The 17,687-nt window shown below is 61.5% G+C and carries 18 protein-coding genes and 1 riboswitch; of the genes, 11 read left to right on the forward strand and 7 right to left on the reverse strand.

Annotated elements, in window-relative coordinates; all coding sequences use genetic code 11:
- Positions 1-195 precede the first annotated feature (195 nt).
- The 6 genes from RXV90_RS09075 (at position 196) to RXV90_RS09100 (ending at position 8,251) form a co-directional block, all read left to right on the forward strand.
- On the forward strand, positions 196-738 hold the full coding sequence (locus tag RXV90_RS09075) for a hypothetical protein (RefSeq protein ID WP_316648281.1): 543 nt from the start codon (positions 196-198) through the stop codon (positions 736-738).
- Entirely contained in the window at positions 735-1,517 is a 783-nt protein-coding gene (locus RXV90_RS09080) for a hypothetical protein (protein WP_316648282.1), read from the forward strand. The genes RXV90_RS09075 and RXV90_RS09080 overlap by 4 nt, the downstream gene beginning before the upstream one ends.
- A gap of 560 nt (positions 1,518-2,077) precedes the next feature.
- Positions 2,078-3,571, forward strand: a complete 1,494-nt coding sequence (locus RXV90_RS09085; protein WP_316648283.1) for a phospholipase D-like domain-containing protein — start codon at positions 2,078-2,080, stop codon at positions 3,569-3,571.
- Positions 3,572-3,715: 144 nt separating this feature from the next.
- The gene (locus tag RXV90_RS09090; protein ID WP_316648285.1) at positions 3,716-5,257 is read left to right on the forward strand and encodes an SGNH/GDSL hydrolase family protein; all 1,542 of its coding nucleotides are present in this window, start codon (positions 3,716-3,718) and stop codon (positions 5,255-5,257) included.
- Between the two features lie 590 nt (positions 5,258-5,847).
- Entirely contained in the window at positions 5,848-6,411 is a 564-nt protein-coding gene (locus RXV90_RS09095) for a heme NO-binding domain-containing protein (protein ID WP_316648287.1), read from the forward strand.
- 4 nt (positions 6,412-6,415) lie between these two features.
- On the forward strand, positions 6,416-8,251 hold the full coding sequence (locus RXV90_RS09100) for a putative bifunctional diguanylate cyclase/phosphodiesterase (RefSeq protein ID WP_316648288.1): 1,836 nt from the start codon (positions 6,416-6,418) through the stop codon (positions 8,249-8,251).
- A gap of 284 nt (positions 8,252-8,535) precedes the next feature.
- Here the strand turns inward: RXV90_RS09100 and RXV90_RS09105 are convergent, their stop codons facing one another.
- Positions 8,536-8,922 (reverse strand): hypothetical protein, encoded by a 387-nt coding sequence (locus RXV90_RS09105; protein WP_316648290.1) that lies wholly within the window; start codon positions 8,920-8,922, stop codon positions 8,536-8,538.
- A 35-nt stretch (positions 8,923-8,957) separates the two neighbouring features.
- Here RXV90_RS09105 and RXV90_RS09110 point away from each other — a divergent pair, with 35 nt between their 5' ends.
- The gene (locus RXV90_RS09110; protein ID WP_316648291.1) at positions 8,958-9,254 is read left to right on the forward strand and encodes a hypothetical protein; all 297 of its coding nucleotides are present in this window, start codon (positions 8,958-8,960) and stop codon (positions 9,252-9,254) included.
- A gap of 110 nt (positions 9,255-9,364) precedes the next feature.
- On the opposite strand, the gene RXV90_RS09115 is transcribed toward RXV90_RS09110, so the two are convergent.
- From RXV90_RS09115 to RXV90_RS09135, 5 genes are read right to left on the reverse strand one after another with little or no spacing between them, the layout of a single operon-like run.
- Complete coding sequence (locus tag RXV90_RS09115; RefSeq protein ID WP_316648292.1) at positions 9,365-9,787, reverse strand: hypothetical protein; 423 nt, start codon at positions 9,785-9,787, stop codon at positions 9,365-9,367.
- A complete protein-coding gene (locus tag RXV90_RS09120; protein WP_316648293.1) occupies positions 9,777-11,021 on the reverse strand; it encodes an agmatinase family protein in 1,245 nt (414 codons plus the stop codon). Before RXV90_RS09120 ends, RXV90_RS09115 begins: the two co-directional genes overlap by 11 nt.
- A complete protein-coding gene (locus tag RXV90_RS09125; protein ID WP_316648294.1) occupies positions 11,002-11,769 on the reverse strand; it encodes an ATP-binding cassette domain-containing protein in 768 nt (255 codons plus the stop codon). The genes RXV90_RS09120 and RXV90_RS09125 overlap by 20 nt, the downstream gene beginning before the upstream one ends.
- Entirely contained in the window at positions 11,766-12,578 is an 813-nt protein-coding gene (locus RXV90_RS09130; protein ID WP_316648295.1) for an ABC transporter permease, read from the reverse strand. The genes RXV90_RS09125 and RXV90_RS09130 overlap by 4 nt, the downstream gene beginning before the upstream one ends.
- Before the next feature lie 29 nt (positions 12,579-12,607).
- Entirely contained in the window at positions 12,608-13,666 is a 1,059-nt protein-coding gene (locus RXV90_RS09135) for a putative urea ABC transporter substrate-binding protein (RefSeq protein ID WP_316648296.1), read from the reverse strand.
- A 93-nt stretch (positions 13,667-13,759) separates the two neighbouring features.
- Positions 13,760-13,873, reverse strand: a riboswitch (guanidine-I (ykkC/yxkD leader).
- A gap of 691 nt (positions 13,874-14,564) precedes the next feature.
- Between RXV90_RS09135 and RXV90_RS09140 the strand changes: the two genes are divergently transcribed.
- Positions 14,565-14,696 carry a hypothetical protein gene (locus RXV90_RS09140; RefSeq protein WP_316648297.1) on the forward strand — a complete coding sequence of 44 codons (132 nt, stop codon included), beginning with the start codon at positions 14,565-14,567 and terminating at the stop codon, positions 14,694-14,696.
- A gap of 678 nt (positions 14,697-15,374) precedes the next feature.
- Here the strand turns inward: RXV90_RS09140 and RXV90_RS09145 are convergent.
- Positions 15,375-16,247, reverse strand: a complete 873-nt coding sequence (locus RXV90_RS09145; RefSeq protein ID WP_316648298.1) for a LysR family transcriptional regulator — start codon at positions 16,245-16,247, stop codon at positions 15,375-15,377.
- A gap of 108 nt (positions 16,248-16,355) precedes the next feature.
- Between RXV90_RS09145 and gstA the strand changes: the two genes are divergently transcribed.
- From gstA to RXV90_RS09160, 3 genes are read left to right on the forward strand one after another with little or no spacing between them, the layout of a single operon-like run.
- Complete coding sequence (gene gstA, locus RXV90_RS09150; RefSeq protein ID WP_316648299.1) at positions 16,356-16,964, forward strand: glutathione transferase GstA; 609 nt, start codon at positions 16,356-16,358, stop codon at positions 16,962-16,964.
- Positions 16,964-17,344: a nuclear transport factor 2 family protein gene (locus RXV90_RS09155; RefSeq protein ID WP_316648300.1), complete on the forward strand. Its 381-nt coding sequence runs from the start codon at positions 16,964-16,966 to the stop codon at positions 17,342-17,344. Before gstA ends, RXV90_RS09155 begins: the two co-directional genes overlap by 1 nt.
- A 4-nt stretch (positions 17,345-17,348) precedes the next feature.
- A complete protein-coding gene (locus tag RXV90_RS09160; RefSeq protein WP_316648301.1) occupies positions 17,349-17,570 on the forward strand; it encodes a tautomerase family protein in 222 nt (73 codons plus the stop codon).
- Positions 17,571-17,687: the final 117 nt, after the last annotated feature.

Consider the following 17,687-nt stretch of genomic DNA (forward strand, 5'->3'; position numbering starts at 1 on the left):
GGATCGGGAATCAGACTAGCCAAAGGGGCACGCCAAGCAAACCGACTTGGAATTCCTGACTTTCGTTGACAGCAAACGGCACGGATTGACGCGAATTGACGTTCCTCTTGACGCCGTCAAGGAACCTGGATTGACGATGCATTGGCGGCAATTTGTCTATAATTATCAGTACTTTCAATGTGATGAGGTGAGTGCATGTTACACGCAATTGCCGCCTTGGACGCCGTCCGGGAATGCTGTCAAACAGAACAACCGTTGCCACCCGAACTCGGGGATTGGCTGGCTGGATCCATCGAAAAATTCCTGACCAAGGAATGTGACGATCTCAACGAATCCTTCGGAATCGTGCAGGCGCATGGCGGCGTTCCGTGGTGGCTCGAGCGGGGTATAAGACAGCGCGACGAGGCCCTGAGGGAACTCGCGCGCCTGTACTTTCCCGGGCTCACCGTTTCGGCACAGGCTGCGCATATTCGCCGCCTCGCCCAACGGTACGAGGGAACGGCCTGGCCGCGTGATGCAAGGTCCGGCGATATGCCGCGACGCTATTCCGGCACGCCTCAGGCGTATCTCTGGGAGGCGTTCAAGTCAGGTGCGCGAATGCCCGTATCCGAGCGTCACCTGAGAACCCTGTTGCAGCCCACAGGCACTGATCCGGGGCCGTCCCGTGCTGCGACCTGCGCCAGGGGCCCGGGATCTTTCAACAACGAAGAGACACCAAACGAGGGGGAAGGAAAATGATCCTGAACGCACTGAAGAACACGTCGGCCATGGTCGCAATCGTATCGCTGGCGGCCTGCGCCGCGCCGCCGCCACCTCAGGTCACGCACCCGGCACACGCAATCGGCGTGGGGCTTGGCTACATCGTGGCGTCGCCGCTTCTGATCCTCGTCGGCCTGGTCGAAGGCATTGCTGCGGTGCCATACTTTCTCGACGCCGATCTTCATCAGATGAACAACGCGATGGTGGCCTCCAAGTCCCAGGTCAATCTCGACCGGACCTATAGGGCAGCCTACAAGACTTCGATTGATCGGGTTACGCCCGACGGCGACACGGGCCAGATCTTCCGGCACATGCGCGAGGCCACCCATCACTTCAGGTCGGTGCTGCGCGCCTATGGTGTCGCCGACGCCGACCGCTATGTCCTGACGGCGGTCCGCACGGCGGATCGGGACGGCTTCACGCTTTACGCCGTCGTCCACCGGCCATCCGACAGGATCAGGGTCAAGACGACCTCTGGCGTCAGAACGCTCACCAGCGCCGACGATGCCTACTTCCGCCCCTATGCGCGGGATGCAAGCGGCCGGTCGCTCGACATCGTGATCGACTGGGCGGGGGTGCCCCGCACCACGATCCGCACCCAGAAAGGTCAGGCCATCCTGATGACGCTTGCGGCAAACTCGGTGCTGATCAACCGCCGCAGCGACGAATACTGGGGGGTCGAACAGCGCTGGATCAGGGGCGATTACCGCCGGGTCGTCAACGAACGCAAGGTCGTGCTCGATCGCCGAATGGCCTGAGGCATCTGCAAAACCATTGCGCCCCTTTCCGTACGGGCGGGGGCGCAGGGCGCAAGCTCTGTTTGCCGGGGATCAGACGCAGGAACCCGGCATGCCGTGCCGGAAAAGAAAGCGCCCGCCCACGGCGGGGTCTCTGCATCCCGGCAATATCAGGAACGTCACGATCAGGATGTATTGCAGCATGCGACGCTGCCGTCTTCCCCGGATCCCAGGTTGGCGGCAGGCCCCTGCTCAGAGCCTGCCCCGGTTTCATTTCATCCAGCTTTCGCAGGCCGTCAGAAGCAACGGGCTCGAAACTGCCAGGAAGAGGAAGAGTTTTGCGTACATGTCCTTACTCCTTTTGAGTGCGGACACCGTACGCCCCGGCCCTGGAAATCCATTGCGTGACGGAACGCCCGAAGGGTCACGGGTGCCGACGCGTTCAACTCCCCGCGACCAAGCGCTCGGCGCCTGTGGAAGGGCAAGAAACTTCGGTCTGCCTGCCGCGGCTTCCTAGCATTGGCATTGGCCCGACGCCGAACGTCGCGCGCCTCCACCGGCGCGACAGTCAGGAGAGTGGTATGACCGGTTTGCAGATGGCACTTGTGGGGGTTCTTGCCGCTGCGATCGCCGCGTGCAGCCCGCTTTCCGAGCGGTCGGCGGCGCGTCCCGGGCCGCCGACAAGCCGGCTCGACAGTGACCTCCCGCACGGGGCTGTCGAGCCGGTCTCGCGCCTGGAGGGCATCGCCCTTGAGGTAAAGCCATTGCCGGACGGCCCGGAAGCCCTGGACGCCTGGCTGGAGGCACTCGCGGAAGCGACGCAATCGATCGACATCAAGACCTTCATCTTCCGGTCTGATCCGGTCGGGCTTGCAGTTCAGGATGCGCTGCTTGCTGCTGCGGATCGGGGGGTCAGGGTGCGGGTCCTGCTTGACGACTTCTTTCACCGCTGGGAAGGCGGCGATCTTTCGCAACTGGGGGCCCACCCGAATGTCACGCTGCGGCTCTTTAATCCGCACAGCCGGGCGCTGCCTGCGCCCCTCGGCTTCTTCGCGGAATTCCCGCGCCTGAACCGCCGGATGCACAGCAAGATGCTGCTGATAGATGGCAATCTCGCGATTGTCGGCGGCCGGAATATCGCGGACGAGTACTTTCTGAAGGATCCGGACACGTATTTCACCGATTTCGATATTCGGATCGAAGGGGCCGATGTCGGCCGCTTCAGTGCGGTGTTCGAAGCCTTCTGGCAGGACGACCTGAGCGCCCGCTACCGAGAATCCGAGCGAAGCGGCAAAGACGAAAATCTCTTGCTCTCCACACGATCTGAACCCCACGGGGCGGCTCCGGGCGAAGACGCCGCAAGCCATCGCAACCTGCCCACATTCAAGGCCCGGGCGAGTCTGCACGCCGATCCTCCCGCCCGCATTCGCGCGGCCCAATCCGGACAGGCGGGGGCCGTGGAGGCCGCTTTCCTGACGGCCCTGTCCACAGCGCGGTCAGACGTCTTCATCGTCACACCCTACCTCATTCCGGAGCCGCATGGCGCCCGCCTGCTGGAGGCCCTGACGGCTCGCGGTGTATCGGTCACGATCCTTACGAACTCTCACGCGTCAACGAACCACCCCTCGGTCCATGCCGGGTATATGCGGTATCGGCAAAGGCTGCTGAATGCCGGCGTCGGTATCCATGAGTTTCGGGGGCATGCAGTGCGCCGATACGAAGAGGGCGGTGTCGCGTACCACCCCAAGGTGGTCATGCACACGAAACTCGCGGTGATTGACCGAACCGTATCCCTGATCGGCTCCCCGAACTTCGATCCCAGATCGCTGCAGCAGAACGCGGAACTCCTGATGCGAATTGAAAGCCCTGCCCTGGCGGCCTGGCTTCTCGACCGGTATCGTCGTGTGGCGGAACGCTACGGCTATCGGCTGAAGATCGCTCCGGACGGTGCCGAATTATGGGAGTACCGGGACCGCAACGGGATCCGCCGCCGAAGCAGCGAACCGGTCGGGTCGTTCATGGACGGCGCCGTGACCACGTTCTTTAGGTTGTTCCATTTCGATCAGTACCTGTGATGGATGCGCATCCTTCCCGTGTGACCGCGCCGCGAACACATCCATGGAAATCCACCCGCGTTCGCATTTCCCCCCGATGACCTGATCCTGACAACAGCAGAGGACGGGCCTGCGATCCAGCCCCGCCACGCGAAAGGGGATGATATGTCTGATGATGTTACCGCCGAACGGTTTGCATATTTCGGAGACAGTTACAGTGATACGGGCCGCATCTACAGCCTGACCGGCGATGTCCTCTGGTTGCCGTATCCGTTCGACATCCTCGGTTATCAGCAAAGCTTCTCAAATGGCGACATATGGACCGAGATCCTGTCTGACACGCTCGGCGTCGACGATGCGAATTATGCAGTCGGGGGGGCCGAAGCTGCCGGAACGCAGCCTCTGCTGGAATACCTGGCGCTTCGGCAGTTGACGGGGCTCCTCGCGGTGGCACCGGAAGATCCCTCGCTGTCCTACGACATCAATCTTGGCGCCCAGGTGGACCGCTTTCTTGCCGATGCAGGGGGCGCGGATCTCTCGTCTACGGCTGGATGGATCTTTGCCGGGCTGAACGACTACCTGAACTTCATCCTGACCTCGGAGAACCCCGGCCCGGCCGAGGGGCAGGCCCTGGTCACCACCGTCGTTTCGTCAATCGGGGCCGAGATCGAAAGGCTCGCGGAGGCCGGGATCGCGAAAATCTACATCACGAACCTGCCCAGCGCCGGCTTCATCCCGTTCACGGCCAATGCGCCTGCCCCCATCCGTGGATTGGCGGAGTTCGGCGTCGAACTGCACAATGCATTGCTCCAAAGCCTGATCGCCAGTCAGCAGGCGGCAGGTCTGGATGTGGAGTTGATCGACCTCCAGGTATTGTCTGACGAGATCACGGCGGACCCGACCGCCTTTGGCTTCGTCGCACCTCTCGGCGCGTTCAAGGTTGTCGGGTTCGACGACGCGATGAACCCGGTTTTCAATCCGGCCGTCGATGGGTTCGACGAAGATCAGTTCGCGTTCTGGGATGTCGTGCATCCGACGGAGGCCGGGCACGGGGTGATTGCCGCCTACCAGGGCGCAGTCGTGACCCATGAGACGATCAACGGCCAGGACGGTGCCGATATGCTTCGGGGAACCAGCGGCGCCGATCTCATCCTTGCTTCTGGCGGCAACGATCTCTGCCTCGGCCGAAATGGTGACGACACCATCCTGGCCGGACTGGGAAACGACAGGACAGTCGGCGGTGCGGGTGATGACCTCGTGCTCAGCGGGTCGGGCAATGACATCGCCCTTGGCGGGGCCGGGCACGATGTTCTTGCCGGGAACGACGGTAACGATGTCCTGCGCGGTGGAACCGGAAACGACCTTATCGTGGGTGGGCTTGGCTCAGACCGTTCCTTCGGCGGTGCAGGAGACGATGCCTTCGTCTTCATCGATCCTGCTCTTACAGGCGATGGCACTGGCGCATATCATGATCTCGTGGCCGGCGGTGGCGGAGTGGACACGCTCTATCTTGCGCTGGGCAATGCGGCCCGGGACACCGTGAACGCCGCACTCGATCTTGGCGCGTACTTTGCAGATGCCCTCGTCGAAATCGGTATCGAAATACGCAGCGTCGAGACCGTGGTGCTGCTCGACGATCGGTCGGACCTGGCGGAGATTGAAAGCTACGCCCGCATCGACGACGCCGATCTCTGGGGAATCCTGTGATGAATTGCGGGTACGCGACGGAAGGTTGAAGAAGCGCCGCTTCGTCCCGCAAAGCGGTCTTCGAGCCTGATGCTGGGAATGTCTGACGTCGGCCGAAGCGGACGTTGGGGCCCGAAACTGCGTCTCGACGACCCTGGATAACCGCTCAGCGCCGAACAGCGGTCATCCAGCCAAACCCCATGACGGCCTTGAGCCCCCACTTCCTGAATGCCGCGCGGGACTGATGACGACGCGTCTCGCAAAGCTGACCTTGGCCCAAGAAGAAGCGGCCCTTCTCCACTGATCAAGACGGTGCCTTCGCTGCCTCGGTAACGAACCTTTCGCCGTCCTCGTCTATTCGTCCGCAGGTCCATCTGACGTGCCCCTTCCTGTGCGGCTGCGACGTCGCGCCGACCTTCGTTTGGGGCGAACAGTTCGCAGCATGGCCACGGCACGCAACCAGATGCTGCGCGTGATCGGCGCAGCCGGAAGAACCGGTTTCCGGCGGTAGGTCTCTGGTGGGGGCATTGATCCCTGAGAGGGCGCTTTACGAAGGCGAAAGACTCGTTTGGTACCAAGACCAACACACATATATCAGCATGAGATGGGACATGTACGGTCTGGTGAACAACGGGGTGCGTACTTACGTTATCGAGCATCATGGCACAGCGTGCTGGAGCGCGATTTGCGCCAAGGCCGGCGTCGACGAGCAAGAGTTCGAAACCATGACCGCTTACGACGACGCAATCACCAACGCCATGGTAGGCGCTGTGAGCGAGACATTGGGCCTCACGGTCGAGACGGTGCTGGAAGTGTTCGGTCGCTACTGGGTGGGGTTTGCCCAATCCACCGCAATCGGCAAACTCATCGACATGAGCGGCAACACATTCTGGGATCGACTTCGCGGCCTGGACGACATGCATGAGCGTATCCGGAACACCATGCCGGAGCTCGATCCTCCGGGTTTCGATCTGGAAGATATGCCCGACGGCAGCCGAAGGCTGCACTACCATTCATCACGCAACGGGCTTGCGCCCATGGTCGTGGGCCTGCTGCACGGCCTTGCCGAGGAGTGCGGCATCGAAGTGCGGATCGATCACCTCGTTGCCAAGGCCGATGGAGCGGATCATGACGTGTTCGGACTGTCCATCATGACATCCGAGGCAGCGGCCTGATCTTATGACAACGGCCGAGGCGCCTCAGGCGCTCAGCCTTTCCATGGAGACGTTCGAGCGTATCGTGCCGTTCGGCGTAATCGTGGATGCCGGTGGCATTGTGCGCAACCTCGGGCCAAGCCTGCAGAAGATCGCCGGCTCGGCCTGCGGGGTTGGGCGGCCGGTGTTCGAGGTCTTTTCGTTCAGGAAACCCCGTCTGTTGAAGCCGGAGCTGGTTTTCCAGGACGTCGTTGGTGCGCGGATCACCATGGAAGTGCAAACGCCCGGAAACGACGGCCCCGTGTCCGTATTCGGCATGGCCTTCAATATCACTATCGACGGTCTGCCTCATGTGGCGCTGGTGATGACCCCTGGCGTGAATGCGCGCAGGCTCATAGAGGAGCAAGGCCTACGGACGTGCGATTTCAGCGCGGGTGACGGAAGTCCCGATTTATTGCCCCTGCTGGCCATGCAAGAAGAGATGGCGGCCGACAGCAAGCGGGCCGCCGTCCGCCTGAAGAGCGCCTATGACGAGGCCGAGCGCATCGCGCTCCACGACACACTGACCAACTTGCCGAACCGCCGCGCATTGATGATTGAACTTGGCGATGTGGCGCAGAAGGAACCTCTGACTATTGTTCACGTCGATCTCGATCGATTCAAGGAGATTAACGACACCTACGGCCATGCGGCCGGAGATGCGGCGTTGCAGCATGCGGCCTCTGCCCTGCGTTCGGTGTTCGGAGACGAAGCCATGTGCGCCCGCTTGGGCGGCGACGAGTTCGTGGTGCTGCTGAGGGGGGCTGCGCAGGAGGCCAAGCTTGCAGAGTTCGGCCAGGCCGTGGTTGCGGCGGTATCCGCGCCGTTTCAGTTCAGAGGCGAGCATCTGAAGATCGGTGCGAGCGTTGGTCTGGCCCGAACCATCTCCAGCGATGGTCTTTCAGCGGACGAGCTGATGCACCGCGTCGATCTTGCGCTCTACGAAGCCAAGCGCAGCGGACGGGGATGCGCAAAACTGTACACACCGGATATGCTAAGCGCGCATTCGGCGTTCCAGGGTTTGTCAGCAGACATTCGCCGGGGGCTTGGCGCGCACGAGTTCATTGCGTATTTCCAGCCTCAGGTGCATGCGGAAAGTGGCGCCTTGGTGGGGTTCGAGGCGCTGATGCGGTGGAACCACCCGCAACACGGGCTCTTGAGTCCCGACCATTTCTTAAGCGCGGCGCGACGGTCAAGATTGCTGCAGGCCTTGGATCGCGAGGTGCGCAGGTTCGCGTTGGATAAACTTGCTGAATGGGATAGCCGCGAGCTGGTTGTGCCGAAATTGAGCTTGAACGTGACAAGCGAAGACCTGCTCAACCCCGATTTCAGCGATGCTCTGCTGTGGGATCTGGACGCCAGAGACATCGAGCCGCAACGGTTGGTTCTGGAGATGGTTGAATCGGTGATCTTCGACGAGAACGGGACCGAAATCGCTGAGGCCTGCGAACGGCTTGTTGGCAGGGGGGCTACCCTTGCACTGGACGACTTCGGCACCGGTCACGCCTCGGTTCTCAGCCTGGCGAACCTGCCGATTGCGCTGGTGAAGATAGTTCGAGCCTTCGCAGCCGGCGTCGCGGAGGATGCGCGCAAACGTTTCTTGGCATCCTCCATGATTGAAATGGCTACAAATCTCGGGGTCGGGGTCCTGGCAGAAGGCGTGGATTCGGACGAAGACGTCAAAACGTTTCAGGATATGGGCTGCACCCTGTTCCAGGCCTTCCACTTCGAACAACCCATGACCGCAGACGAGGCCGCCGCCTGCATCGAGGCACGTGGCGTGGTCGACTTCACACTGGACAGAGAACGCCTGCGCGCCTGACCAAACCAGCACCCAGTCGACGCGGCGCCACTCAAAAGGCAATGCATCCGCGTTCGCAGAAAGAGTGCCGGCCTCTGCCCATTGTTCCTGTACTGAGCAATCGCCGAGAGCGCAAAACAGACATCCGCAGGTCAGAGTCCGAAGGCCACTTCGTCCGCAAAGCGGTCATCGAGGCGTAAGAGCAGCCAAGAAAGCCTGGCCGAATCCGTCAGAAGTTCACTTAGAGCCCAGAGCGGCCGATGGCGAGCACGCCGGGCCCCTCTTGAACAGAGGGTTCGAGGACATCACTGCTCGTCGGCGTAAACGAGATTTCCCGTGCGACCAGTCACTTGGATGACGCAGGCGCCTTCGCGCGGCGGACGCGATTTGTTCCGAAGGATAGGAACAAGGCTTTTCTGGACGGCCTTCGATTCACATTCCGGGAAAACGCCAAAGCTGTATTTCTTGGATCGCATGCATTGGATCACAGCTGTGATGAAATCAACGTTCGTGCTGTCAGCATTAGGCATCTTCTTCTGAGCCAAATCAGCGCATCGTGTCGCATCAGCGTGCTTTTGTTCGATCGTGGTATTGGCCCGGTAGAAATACACGGCTGAATCGGCCCGGGCCGCGCCAGGCAAGACTGACAGCCCGACAACACCGGCCGCAAATGAAACGGAATAGAAGTTCAACTCTATTGAGCTTTCTCTTAATTCGAACGAGTTAGATGGCCGCGCCGCTTCTTCCGGAAATCATGATAGGAGGCGGTGTTCAGATCGTTGATCTCGATCAACTGTCTTTCCGAACGCGCGAAGCGCAGGCAGGCGGAAATCGCAAGACTACCTGGACAGTAAGCTTTGTCCCGCATCCCGGGCATCGGGCCGGTTCTGAAAAGCGTCCGCTTTCAGCGAAAGCCGTCATTCCCTCCATGACCCCCGACTCGAACTCTATCAGTGACCGGTTGGCACAATGGGCCGGGCACCTCAGCGGCCTTTACGGCGTCACCCGAGAACCAGGCGGATAATGGCAGATACCAGGGCAGCGGTCTGTCCTCGGCCTCCTCCGCCACGCCGCGCGCAAACCCGCTGGCCGGCGTCGCCACCGGCAAAAGAGCCAGGCCAAGCACCGGGGGCCTCACAGGTCGTACTCCTGCTGTCTCGCCGCCAGAAACTCCCGGATATCGAGCAGTGATTTCTCTTCCGTCGAAACATAGACAAGCGCCATGTTCGTCCGCTCCCGCACCATCTCCCCGGGGAACGGCAGATAACTCAGTTCCCGCGATCCGAACGAGGGCGAGGCTGTGCCCACCTGCCACTCGGTCGTCAGCGACACGTCGACGAGTTTCAGCGCGGTCGCCCCGCCCGCCCCGGGCCGCTCGAAGGGAACCCCGGCAAGGCGCAGGTAGGCCGTCTTGTCCGCGGCCTGCACGAAGCCGTCGATGAACTGCGTGGCCAGCACCTGAAGCGCGGCGGCCGTATCCTCCGGCGGCAGGTGGCTGTGCAGGTGATCGTGGCCGTGATTGTGCCCGATATGCCCGTTCACGATGTCATGTGGCATTGGACCACCTCTTTCCTTCGAACTCGCCGTGGGGGATCGTCACCGGCTTGTCGATATGGGGCTTGTGCGCGCCAAGCTTCCCGCTCGCGACCATCGAGCCCAGCACATCGACGATCACGCGGGTGCCCATCAGCGCGGTTATGTCCGAGGTATCGTAGGGCGGGCTGACCTCCACCAGCTCCATCCCGCAGATCCCCTCGGCGGCAACCTTCGAGGCTAGCGCCAGCGCCTCGCGCGGCAGAAACCCGCCCGGTTCCGGCCAGCCGGTTCCGGGCACGAAGCCGCAATCGATCGAGTCGATGTCGAATGACATATACACCATGTCGACCCCGTCCCACGCCATCTCGAGCGCCATTTCGGCGGTGCGGTCGATGCCCATCCGCTCCATGTCCGACATGGTGATGATGTTGGTCTCGCGTTCCCGCGCCACCTTCACCGCCTCGCGCGGCACCTGCCAGCCGCCGATGCCCACCTGCACGAGGTTCTTCGCCGGCACGTTCGGCAGGTTCGTCGAATGAAACCACGGGGTCGTATGCATTCGCTCGTCCAGATCCTTTTCCTGGATGTCCGCGTGCCGGTCGAAATGCACGATCCCGATCTTCTTCGAAGTGCATTCCGCGATCCCGCGCACACAGGGGAAGCCGATCGAATGATCGCCCCCGATCATGATCGGCAGGCTGCCGGAGCTGAACACGTGGCTGACCGCCCGGCTGATCTGGTCAAAGCTCTTTTCGATATTGGCGGGGATCGTGAACACATCGCCCGCATCGCAAAGCGTCATCTGCTCCCGCAGATCCACCCCCATTTCGTAATTGTAGGGCGTGTAGAGGGCAGAGATCTTCCGCACCCCCTGCGGTCCGAACCGCGTGCCGGGGCGATAGGTCGTGCCGCCGTCGAAAGGGATGCCCAGAACGGTGGCGTCATAATCCTTCACCTCGGTCACGTCCTCGGCATAGGGCGCTTTCAGGAAGGTGTTGATGCCCGCGTAATGGGGCAGCTCGCCCCGCGCGAAGGTGGGGATCGATTTGTCCTCGATCGAATCCGCCCCCGTCAGCCCCATCCGCAAGGCCCAGCGCCGTTCCTCGTCCCAGCGGCCTTCGGGAAGATCGGCCTCCGCCTTCATCGACTTCCAGCCCTGAAGCCGGGTCAGATCCGGATGGTGAAAGCGGCGCGCGTCATGGCCGAAATCCGCGGGGTTGTGCGACCGGGACCGGTCACGCGGGGCGAAGAACATGGGTATCCTCCTCGATACGCTGAAAGGGGATGCCGCCGTCGCGGGCATCGAAGTCATATGTGATGGTGGCGCCGTAGGCGTTGGGATCGGTCGGATCCCAGCGGGGCTTGTCGAAGACCAGAACCCGGTCGCCCAGCTTGAACCCTTCTTCCAGGTCGTGGGTCACCATGAAGACGGTCATGCCGGTCTCGGCCCGCAACTCGGACAGGAAGTCATGCATCGACAGCCGCGTGCCGGGATCGAGCGCGCCGAAGGGCTCGTCAAGAAGCAGAATGCGCGGCTTCGCGGCAAGCGCCTGTCCGATGGCAAGCCGCTGCTGCATCCCGCCCGACAGCGTGGCGGGAAACTGATCGGCCACGTGGTCGAGCCCGATCCGCTCCAGCGTCCGGTCCGCGCGCTCCCGCGCCGCGCGCCGCTCCGCCCCCCGGAACCAGCCGAACCGCGTGCGAAAGCTTTCGCCGGCCACGATGTTCTCCCGCACCGTCAGATGCGGGAAGACAGAGTATTTCTGAAACACAACCCCCCGGTCGAGCCCCGGCTCGTCGGCGGGCGGCGCACCGGCCACGCGGATCTCCCCCCGGGTCGGCCGTTCCTGCGCCAGAAGAAGCCGCAGGAAGGTCGATTTCCCGCAGCCCGAGGCACCGACGATCGATATGAACTCCCCCTCCTTTACGGTGACGTTCACCCGTTCGAGGATCGGGCGCGCCCCGTAGGACTGAAAGATATCCTCGGCGACGACGAAACTCACAGCCCCGCCTCCGTCCACGGGAAAAGCCGGCGCGACAGCCACCTGAGCGCCAGATCCATCAGGAAGGCGAGAAAGGTGATCCATATGACGTAGGTGAGGATCACATCCATCGCGAGGAACCGGCGCACCAGGAAGATCCGGTAGCCCAGCCCCTGCTCCGCCGCGATCGCCTCCGCCGCGATCAGGAACAGCCACGCCGGGCCCAGCGATAGCCGGACGGCCTGGATCAGCCGGGGCAGAAGCTGCAGCAGCGCGACCCGCAGCGCGATCACGAGCGACGACGCCCCCAGCGTCTCGGCCTTCACGATCGTCTCGCGCGGGATCTCCAGCACCCGCTGGCTCAGATCGCGGATCAGGAAGGGCAGGATGCCCACCACGATCAGCACGACCTTGGACAATTCGCCCAGCCCGAATACGATGAAGAGGATCGGCAGAACGGCGAGCGGCGGGATCATGGACAGTACCGCGACGAAGCCTGCAAGCGTCGCGCGCACATGGGGCAGAAGCCCGATCAGCAGGCCGAAGATCGTGGCCAGCGCCGCCGCGATGCCGACGCCCAGGCCAAGGCGCATCAGGCTCGCCGCGGTGTCATGCCAGAGGAGGATCCGCTCCGACCGCCGGTCGGGTTCGGTGAACAGGCGCTCCGCCGTCGCCGCGATGGTCGAGGGCGCGGGCAGAAGCTTGTCCGACGGGTTGGCCGCAAGGCGGATCTCCGAGCCTATCGAATAGGCGACGAAGACCAGCACGAAGGGCAAGGCGACAAGCGCCGTTCTCAGAACGACGCCCGGCTGCCGGTTGATAAGCCGCATCGCCCTGCCCCGCGGTCAGTCCGCCCGCCTCAAAGCGCGCCGTCGGCGGCCATCTGCATGTACGTCGTGTCGAACCGGAACGTCACGTTGTTCGCATCTCCCGTCGTCGTCCCGTCGGGATAGGCGACGCCCACGAAATCGGCCGACGGCGCGCCCTCGCCCAGAATGCCCTTGTCGAACAGGAATTCCGCGACGTTCACCATCGTCGCCGGCAATTCGGGCGACTGCGTAAAGGCCACCGCATCTGCGGGATCATAGAACATTTCGGTCGAGGCAAGCTGCGCCTTGTAGCCGTCAAGATCGGTGCCCGACGCTTCCGCCATCGCGGTCAGCACATCTGCGTCGCCCGCCGCCATCAGCCCCATCACCTCGTACCACGCGCCCACCATCGCCTTCCCGAAATCGGGGTTCGCCTCAAGCGTCTCGGTGTTCACCACCATCAGGTCGATGATCTCGCCGGGGATATCCGAACTGTCGAAAAGTTTCGTCGCGTTCGGATCTTCCAGGATCGTGGACACCAGCGGGTTCCACGTCACCACCGCCTCGACATCCGCCGTCTGGAACGCGGCGATCATGTCGGCATCCGACGTGTTGATGACCGAGGCAAGATCGGCCTCGCGAAGGCCGACACTGTCAAGCGCGCGCGCCAGAAGGTAGTGCGACACAGACAGCTCCACCAGGTTCACGGGCTTGCCCGCAAGGCTCGCCAGATCGCCCTCGCCCTTCAGGATCACCGCGTCGTTCCCGTTCGAGAAGTCGCCGACGATCAGCGCCGTCGTATCGACACCCCCGCCTGACGGGATCGACAGCGTGTCCATGTTCGTCGCCGAAACGCCATCGAAGGCGCCGGCGGTGTACTGGTTGATGGATTCCACATAGTCGTTGATCTGCACTATCTCGATATCGATGCCGTACTTTTCGGCCCATTTGTCCATGATGCCGGAGTCTTCGAGATAGCCCCACGGCATCCAGCCGACATAGATCGACCAGGCGACCCGAAACTCTGTTTTTTCCTGGGCAATGGCCGGGGCGCCAAGCCCGAGGCTCAGCGCAACGGCTCCAAGCGCGATATGGCGAAATCTAAGCATGGGAAAGCTCCCTTGGCAGCGTTCCGCCGGAAACATCAAGGATTGGGGGCCCGTGGCGGAACTCGAGAGACCGGCCCTTCCCAATGCGCAGTACTCTCCCGGGATTTTGCCCCGCCGTGTCCCGAGGCGGAGTTTGCCGCCGCGGGTGGCATCTCTCGGACCAGTCCCTCGGGAGGAGGAGGAGGCGGAACCCTAGATGCCCTGCACATTCAACTATGCGGAGGCACCGCGGCCAGTCACCGATCAGCGCCGCACCGGCGCCCGCCACCCGTCTGATTGCGCAATTCTTCAGCGCATTTTCCCCGAACTGACCATTTCTGAAGCATATCGGCGACACATGCAGGGGCCCTGACGGCCGGAAAGGTGCCCGACGCCGCTCCGCACGCCAAAGCGCGGGCCGCCGGGACACAGCAAGAATTTCGAAGACCTACCTGCCCGGATGTCTGGGGTCTTTCTTGCGATTGTCTCTGCGCCCATTCAGGGCCCGCCAGCGCCACAGGGCCAAAAGCGCCGCAAACAGAACGGTTATCAGCTCTAAAGGGGTCATTGGGCCCTCTTCAAAGAAAATCGAACGGTACAAACGAGCAAGGTTGCGCGACCCGCCGCTCACTATATAGTACAACTAATACAAGATAAGTAATGCTAATTATTTGATTACGCCGGGGCGCGTTCGGGTGGATTTGGTTGCGTTCGCGAGACGCAAAGCGCGAAGCGTCTGGAAGGCCATGGTCACTTGATGAGAACGGAAAGACGAGACGAACACTGGGAATGCAAATTCCCCTGCCGTTCTGAAATCAAACCGGGTTTGCTCGTATCGGTGCTCGTAAGAGAGTTCGGCGGTGAAGCAAGGTGCATCGACCTTGCGGTGAAAATGAAAAAGTGCATCGGCAGTCCTCATATGAGAGACGATTGCGTGTACTGCATCCGCAGCCACCTCTCTGACCTTGAGCGGCTTGGGCTGATCACGGTCCAGTCCGAAGGGGAAAGCTTCTTGCTGGCACGCATCACGCCGCGCGGCGCCAGCGTCTAGACCCGCGCGATCCCCGTCCTCCCGAAACGACCGATTGAATACCTGCTAATCTGTCTCGTCGCAGGAATTTCGGCAATTGGCGACAGCCTTCAGCACCACATCGTCAAAATTCATTTGCCCCGCGGAACGCAACGCAAGCGAAGGGCCAGCAAGCGGCCGCAACGCCGGGAATGATGTGCCGCCAGCGAAAAGCGAAAAACTGAATAATGAGGATTGTCGGAAACGAGACCGCTGACGGCACGAATTCGAGGATACTAGACGAAAACAAGGGCCACAACATTCAGGGATCAGCACCGGTTTCGATGTTGCGCTAAAGCAGCCCTTACGTTTCGCGCCATCATTGAACACTGACGGCTTACTGGTTTGCCTCGGTAGGATTTCCCCGCCCGACAAGGGGATTGGCTTTCGGAGTCCAGTGAAAAGCAAAAGCTGTGACGCCAACCAAACTCCGATCTGCCCTTTGCCCGGTGGCGATGCGGCGCCATTAAGCCGCTATCCCGCACAGATCGACTGCGACTGGGTCAATTGGGGGCTCACGGTTTGGTCACAGCACTCTTTGCGAGAAGGATACAGGCTCGAAGAGGGCGGACTAGGGCACGCCGATATCATTCCGCATCGCCCCGAAACTGAAGAAAACGAAACCAGGATTGTGGAGGAGCAGTGCTGGCATACGATCGCCTACGCCGACAGCCGTTCCCAGAGGCTCGACATGACCTTTCCCATGGGCCGATCCCGGCGTCGGATCGCAAAAATTTCGCTGTGACGCGGCGGATAGCCCTCGACCGCCAGCGGGACGAGCGCACCTGTCGACAATTCTTCCTCCATCAGGTGCTCCGGAATGCCGCCCCATCCCAGCCCGGCCTTGATGATCGATTTCTTCGCCTGAAAGTCTGAAACGGTCCAGCGCTGCCCCCCCGAAAGCAAGTCACGACTTTGGTCGTAGTCCCGTCCGCCCGTGCCGGAGACGACGACTTGCGTGTAGCTCTGCATTTCGCGCCTGGATCTGACCCCGGAACGCCGGGCGGCGGGGAAGGTCGGGCTGGCCACGGGCCGGATCGTGATCGCACCGACCGGCAGTGTTTCAACCTCGTCGACCGGAACGCCAGCGAGGCCCGCAACGATCAGATCCGCATCGCCATTCATAAGGCGCCCCAGCGGCCCTCCCATCATTTCGGTCACGACCTTGATATGAGTACCGGGAAAGGATCGACCGACCTCTCCCAAGACTTTCAGGATCGGATCCAGTGACATGGTGGCCGTAATGGCTATCGAGATCATGGGTTCCTGCTCACTCCGAAGCCCCGCGGCGACAGCTTTCAAAACATGCACCTGCTCTAGGACGCGCGTGGTCTCGCGGAAGAAGACCTCACCCTCCGGTGTCAGGCTGGGTCGGTAGGTGTCGCGCGAGAACAGATCGAAGCCAAGCTCGTCCTCAAGCTTTCCGACTTGATGGCTCACGGCAGATTGCGCCTTGTTCAACCGTTCCGCCGCCGCGCGAAAGGTGCCGGAGGCCACGATGGCGTCGAAGGCCACAAGTTGATCCAGAGTCATCGGTCACTCACATAATCATTTTTTTAGATCGTAATCATGAAAACTCGATATTATCAATCGACGATCCTGCTTGCTACCAGTCGGGCGCAACTCAATACGGAGCGTCTGATGAAACTCTATTACAAACCCGGTGCCTGCTCTCTCGCCAGCCACATCATGCTGAACGAGGTCGGTGCCACCTTTGACATCGAAGCCGTCGATACCGTCGCTGGAACGACGGAAGCCGGCCGCAATTACCGCGAGATCAACGCAAATGGCTACGTGCCCGCGCTTGAGATCGAAGGAGGCGAAACCATCAGCGAAGGTGTCGCCATCCTGCAGTACATTGCCGACAATAACGCAGAACGCGCCTATTCGCCGGCGATCGGCAGCCTCGACCGCGCGCGGCTACAGCAGTTCCTGAATTATGCGGCGGCTGAGCTGCACAAATCCTGGAGCCCGCTCTTTGCCGACAATTCGACCGAGGCGGAAAAGGTAGCGGCAACGGCAAAGGTCAAACGCAAGTTCGACTATCTTGAAACCGTCTTGTCGGATGGCCGCCTGTTTCTTGTCGGCAATCGTTTTTCTGCTGCGGATGCCTATTCCTTCGTTTTGGTGTTCTGGGCGAACTTCAAGGATATCAATCTGGGCGATTGGCCCAATCTGTCGGATTTCGTCGCCCGGATTGCCGCGCGCCCTGCGGCCAAGGCCGCCTTCGAAGCGGAAGGCCTTGCGTGATGCCCGGATCCGAGGAGCGCGAAATCCAAGACCTGATGGATCGCTATTTCGATGGTATCTATCACTCTGACAGTGCGGTCCTGCGGACCGTGTTTCACACGGATCTTGCTTATGTGAACGGGACCGAAGGCTCCTACGAGAACATGGGTCTCGAACCTTACATGGCGCGCATCGATGCCCGTACCGCAACGGCATCGCGCGGAGACCTCCGTGACGAGGTGATCGAAAGGATCGCATTCAAGGGAAACCGCATCGGCATTGTGGAAGCGCGCATGACGATGATGGGCCGGAACTACCAGGACCTGCTGACGATCCTCAACACTGACGATGGGTGGCGGGTGCTGACGAAGGTATTCTCATTCGTCGAAAGAGGGGACTGACGCCATGCCATACGTCAACATCAAGGTGACCCAGGAGGGTGGCCCGAAAGGCAACGGCCCGTCGTCAGACGAAAAGGCGCAACTGATCGCGGGCGTGACCGATCTGCTGCTTCAGGTTCTGGGCAAGCCTCCGGCGACGACCTTCGTCGTGATCGACGAGGTGCCGTTGGACAATTGGGGTATCGAAGGCCGGCAGGTCACGACCATCCGCGCCGAGAAAACCTGAACCCATCCACCCGATCTGACTGGAAAGCACAAAGGTGTCGGCGCGCCCGCTTTGGCGCGCCGATACCAAGGAGAGATTCGATGTCGCGATTAAGTCGCATAAATCCAAACTCGGCCG

This window comes from Ovoidimarina sediminis (assembly GCF_032586175.1).
Classification (GTDB): Bacteria; Pseudomonadota; Alphaproteobacteria; order Rhodobacterales; family Rhodobacteraceae; genus Ovoidimarina; species Ovoidimarina sediminis.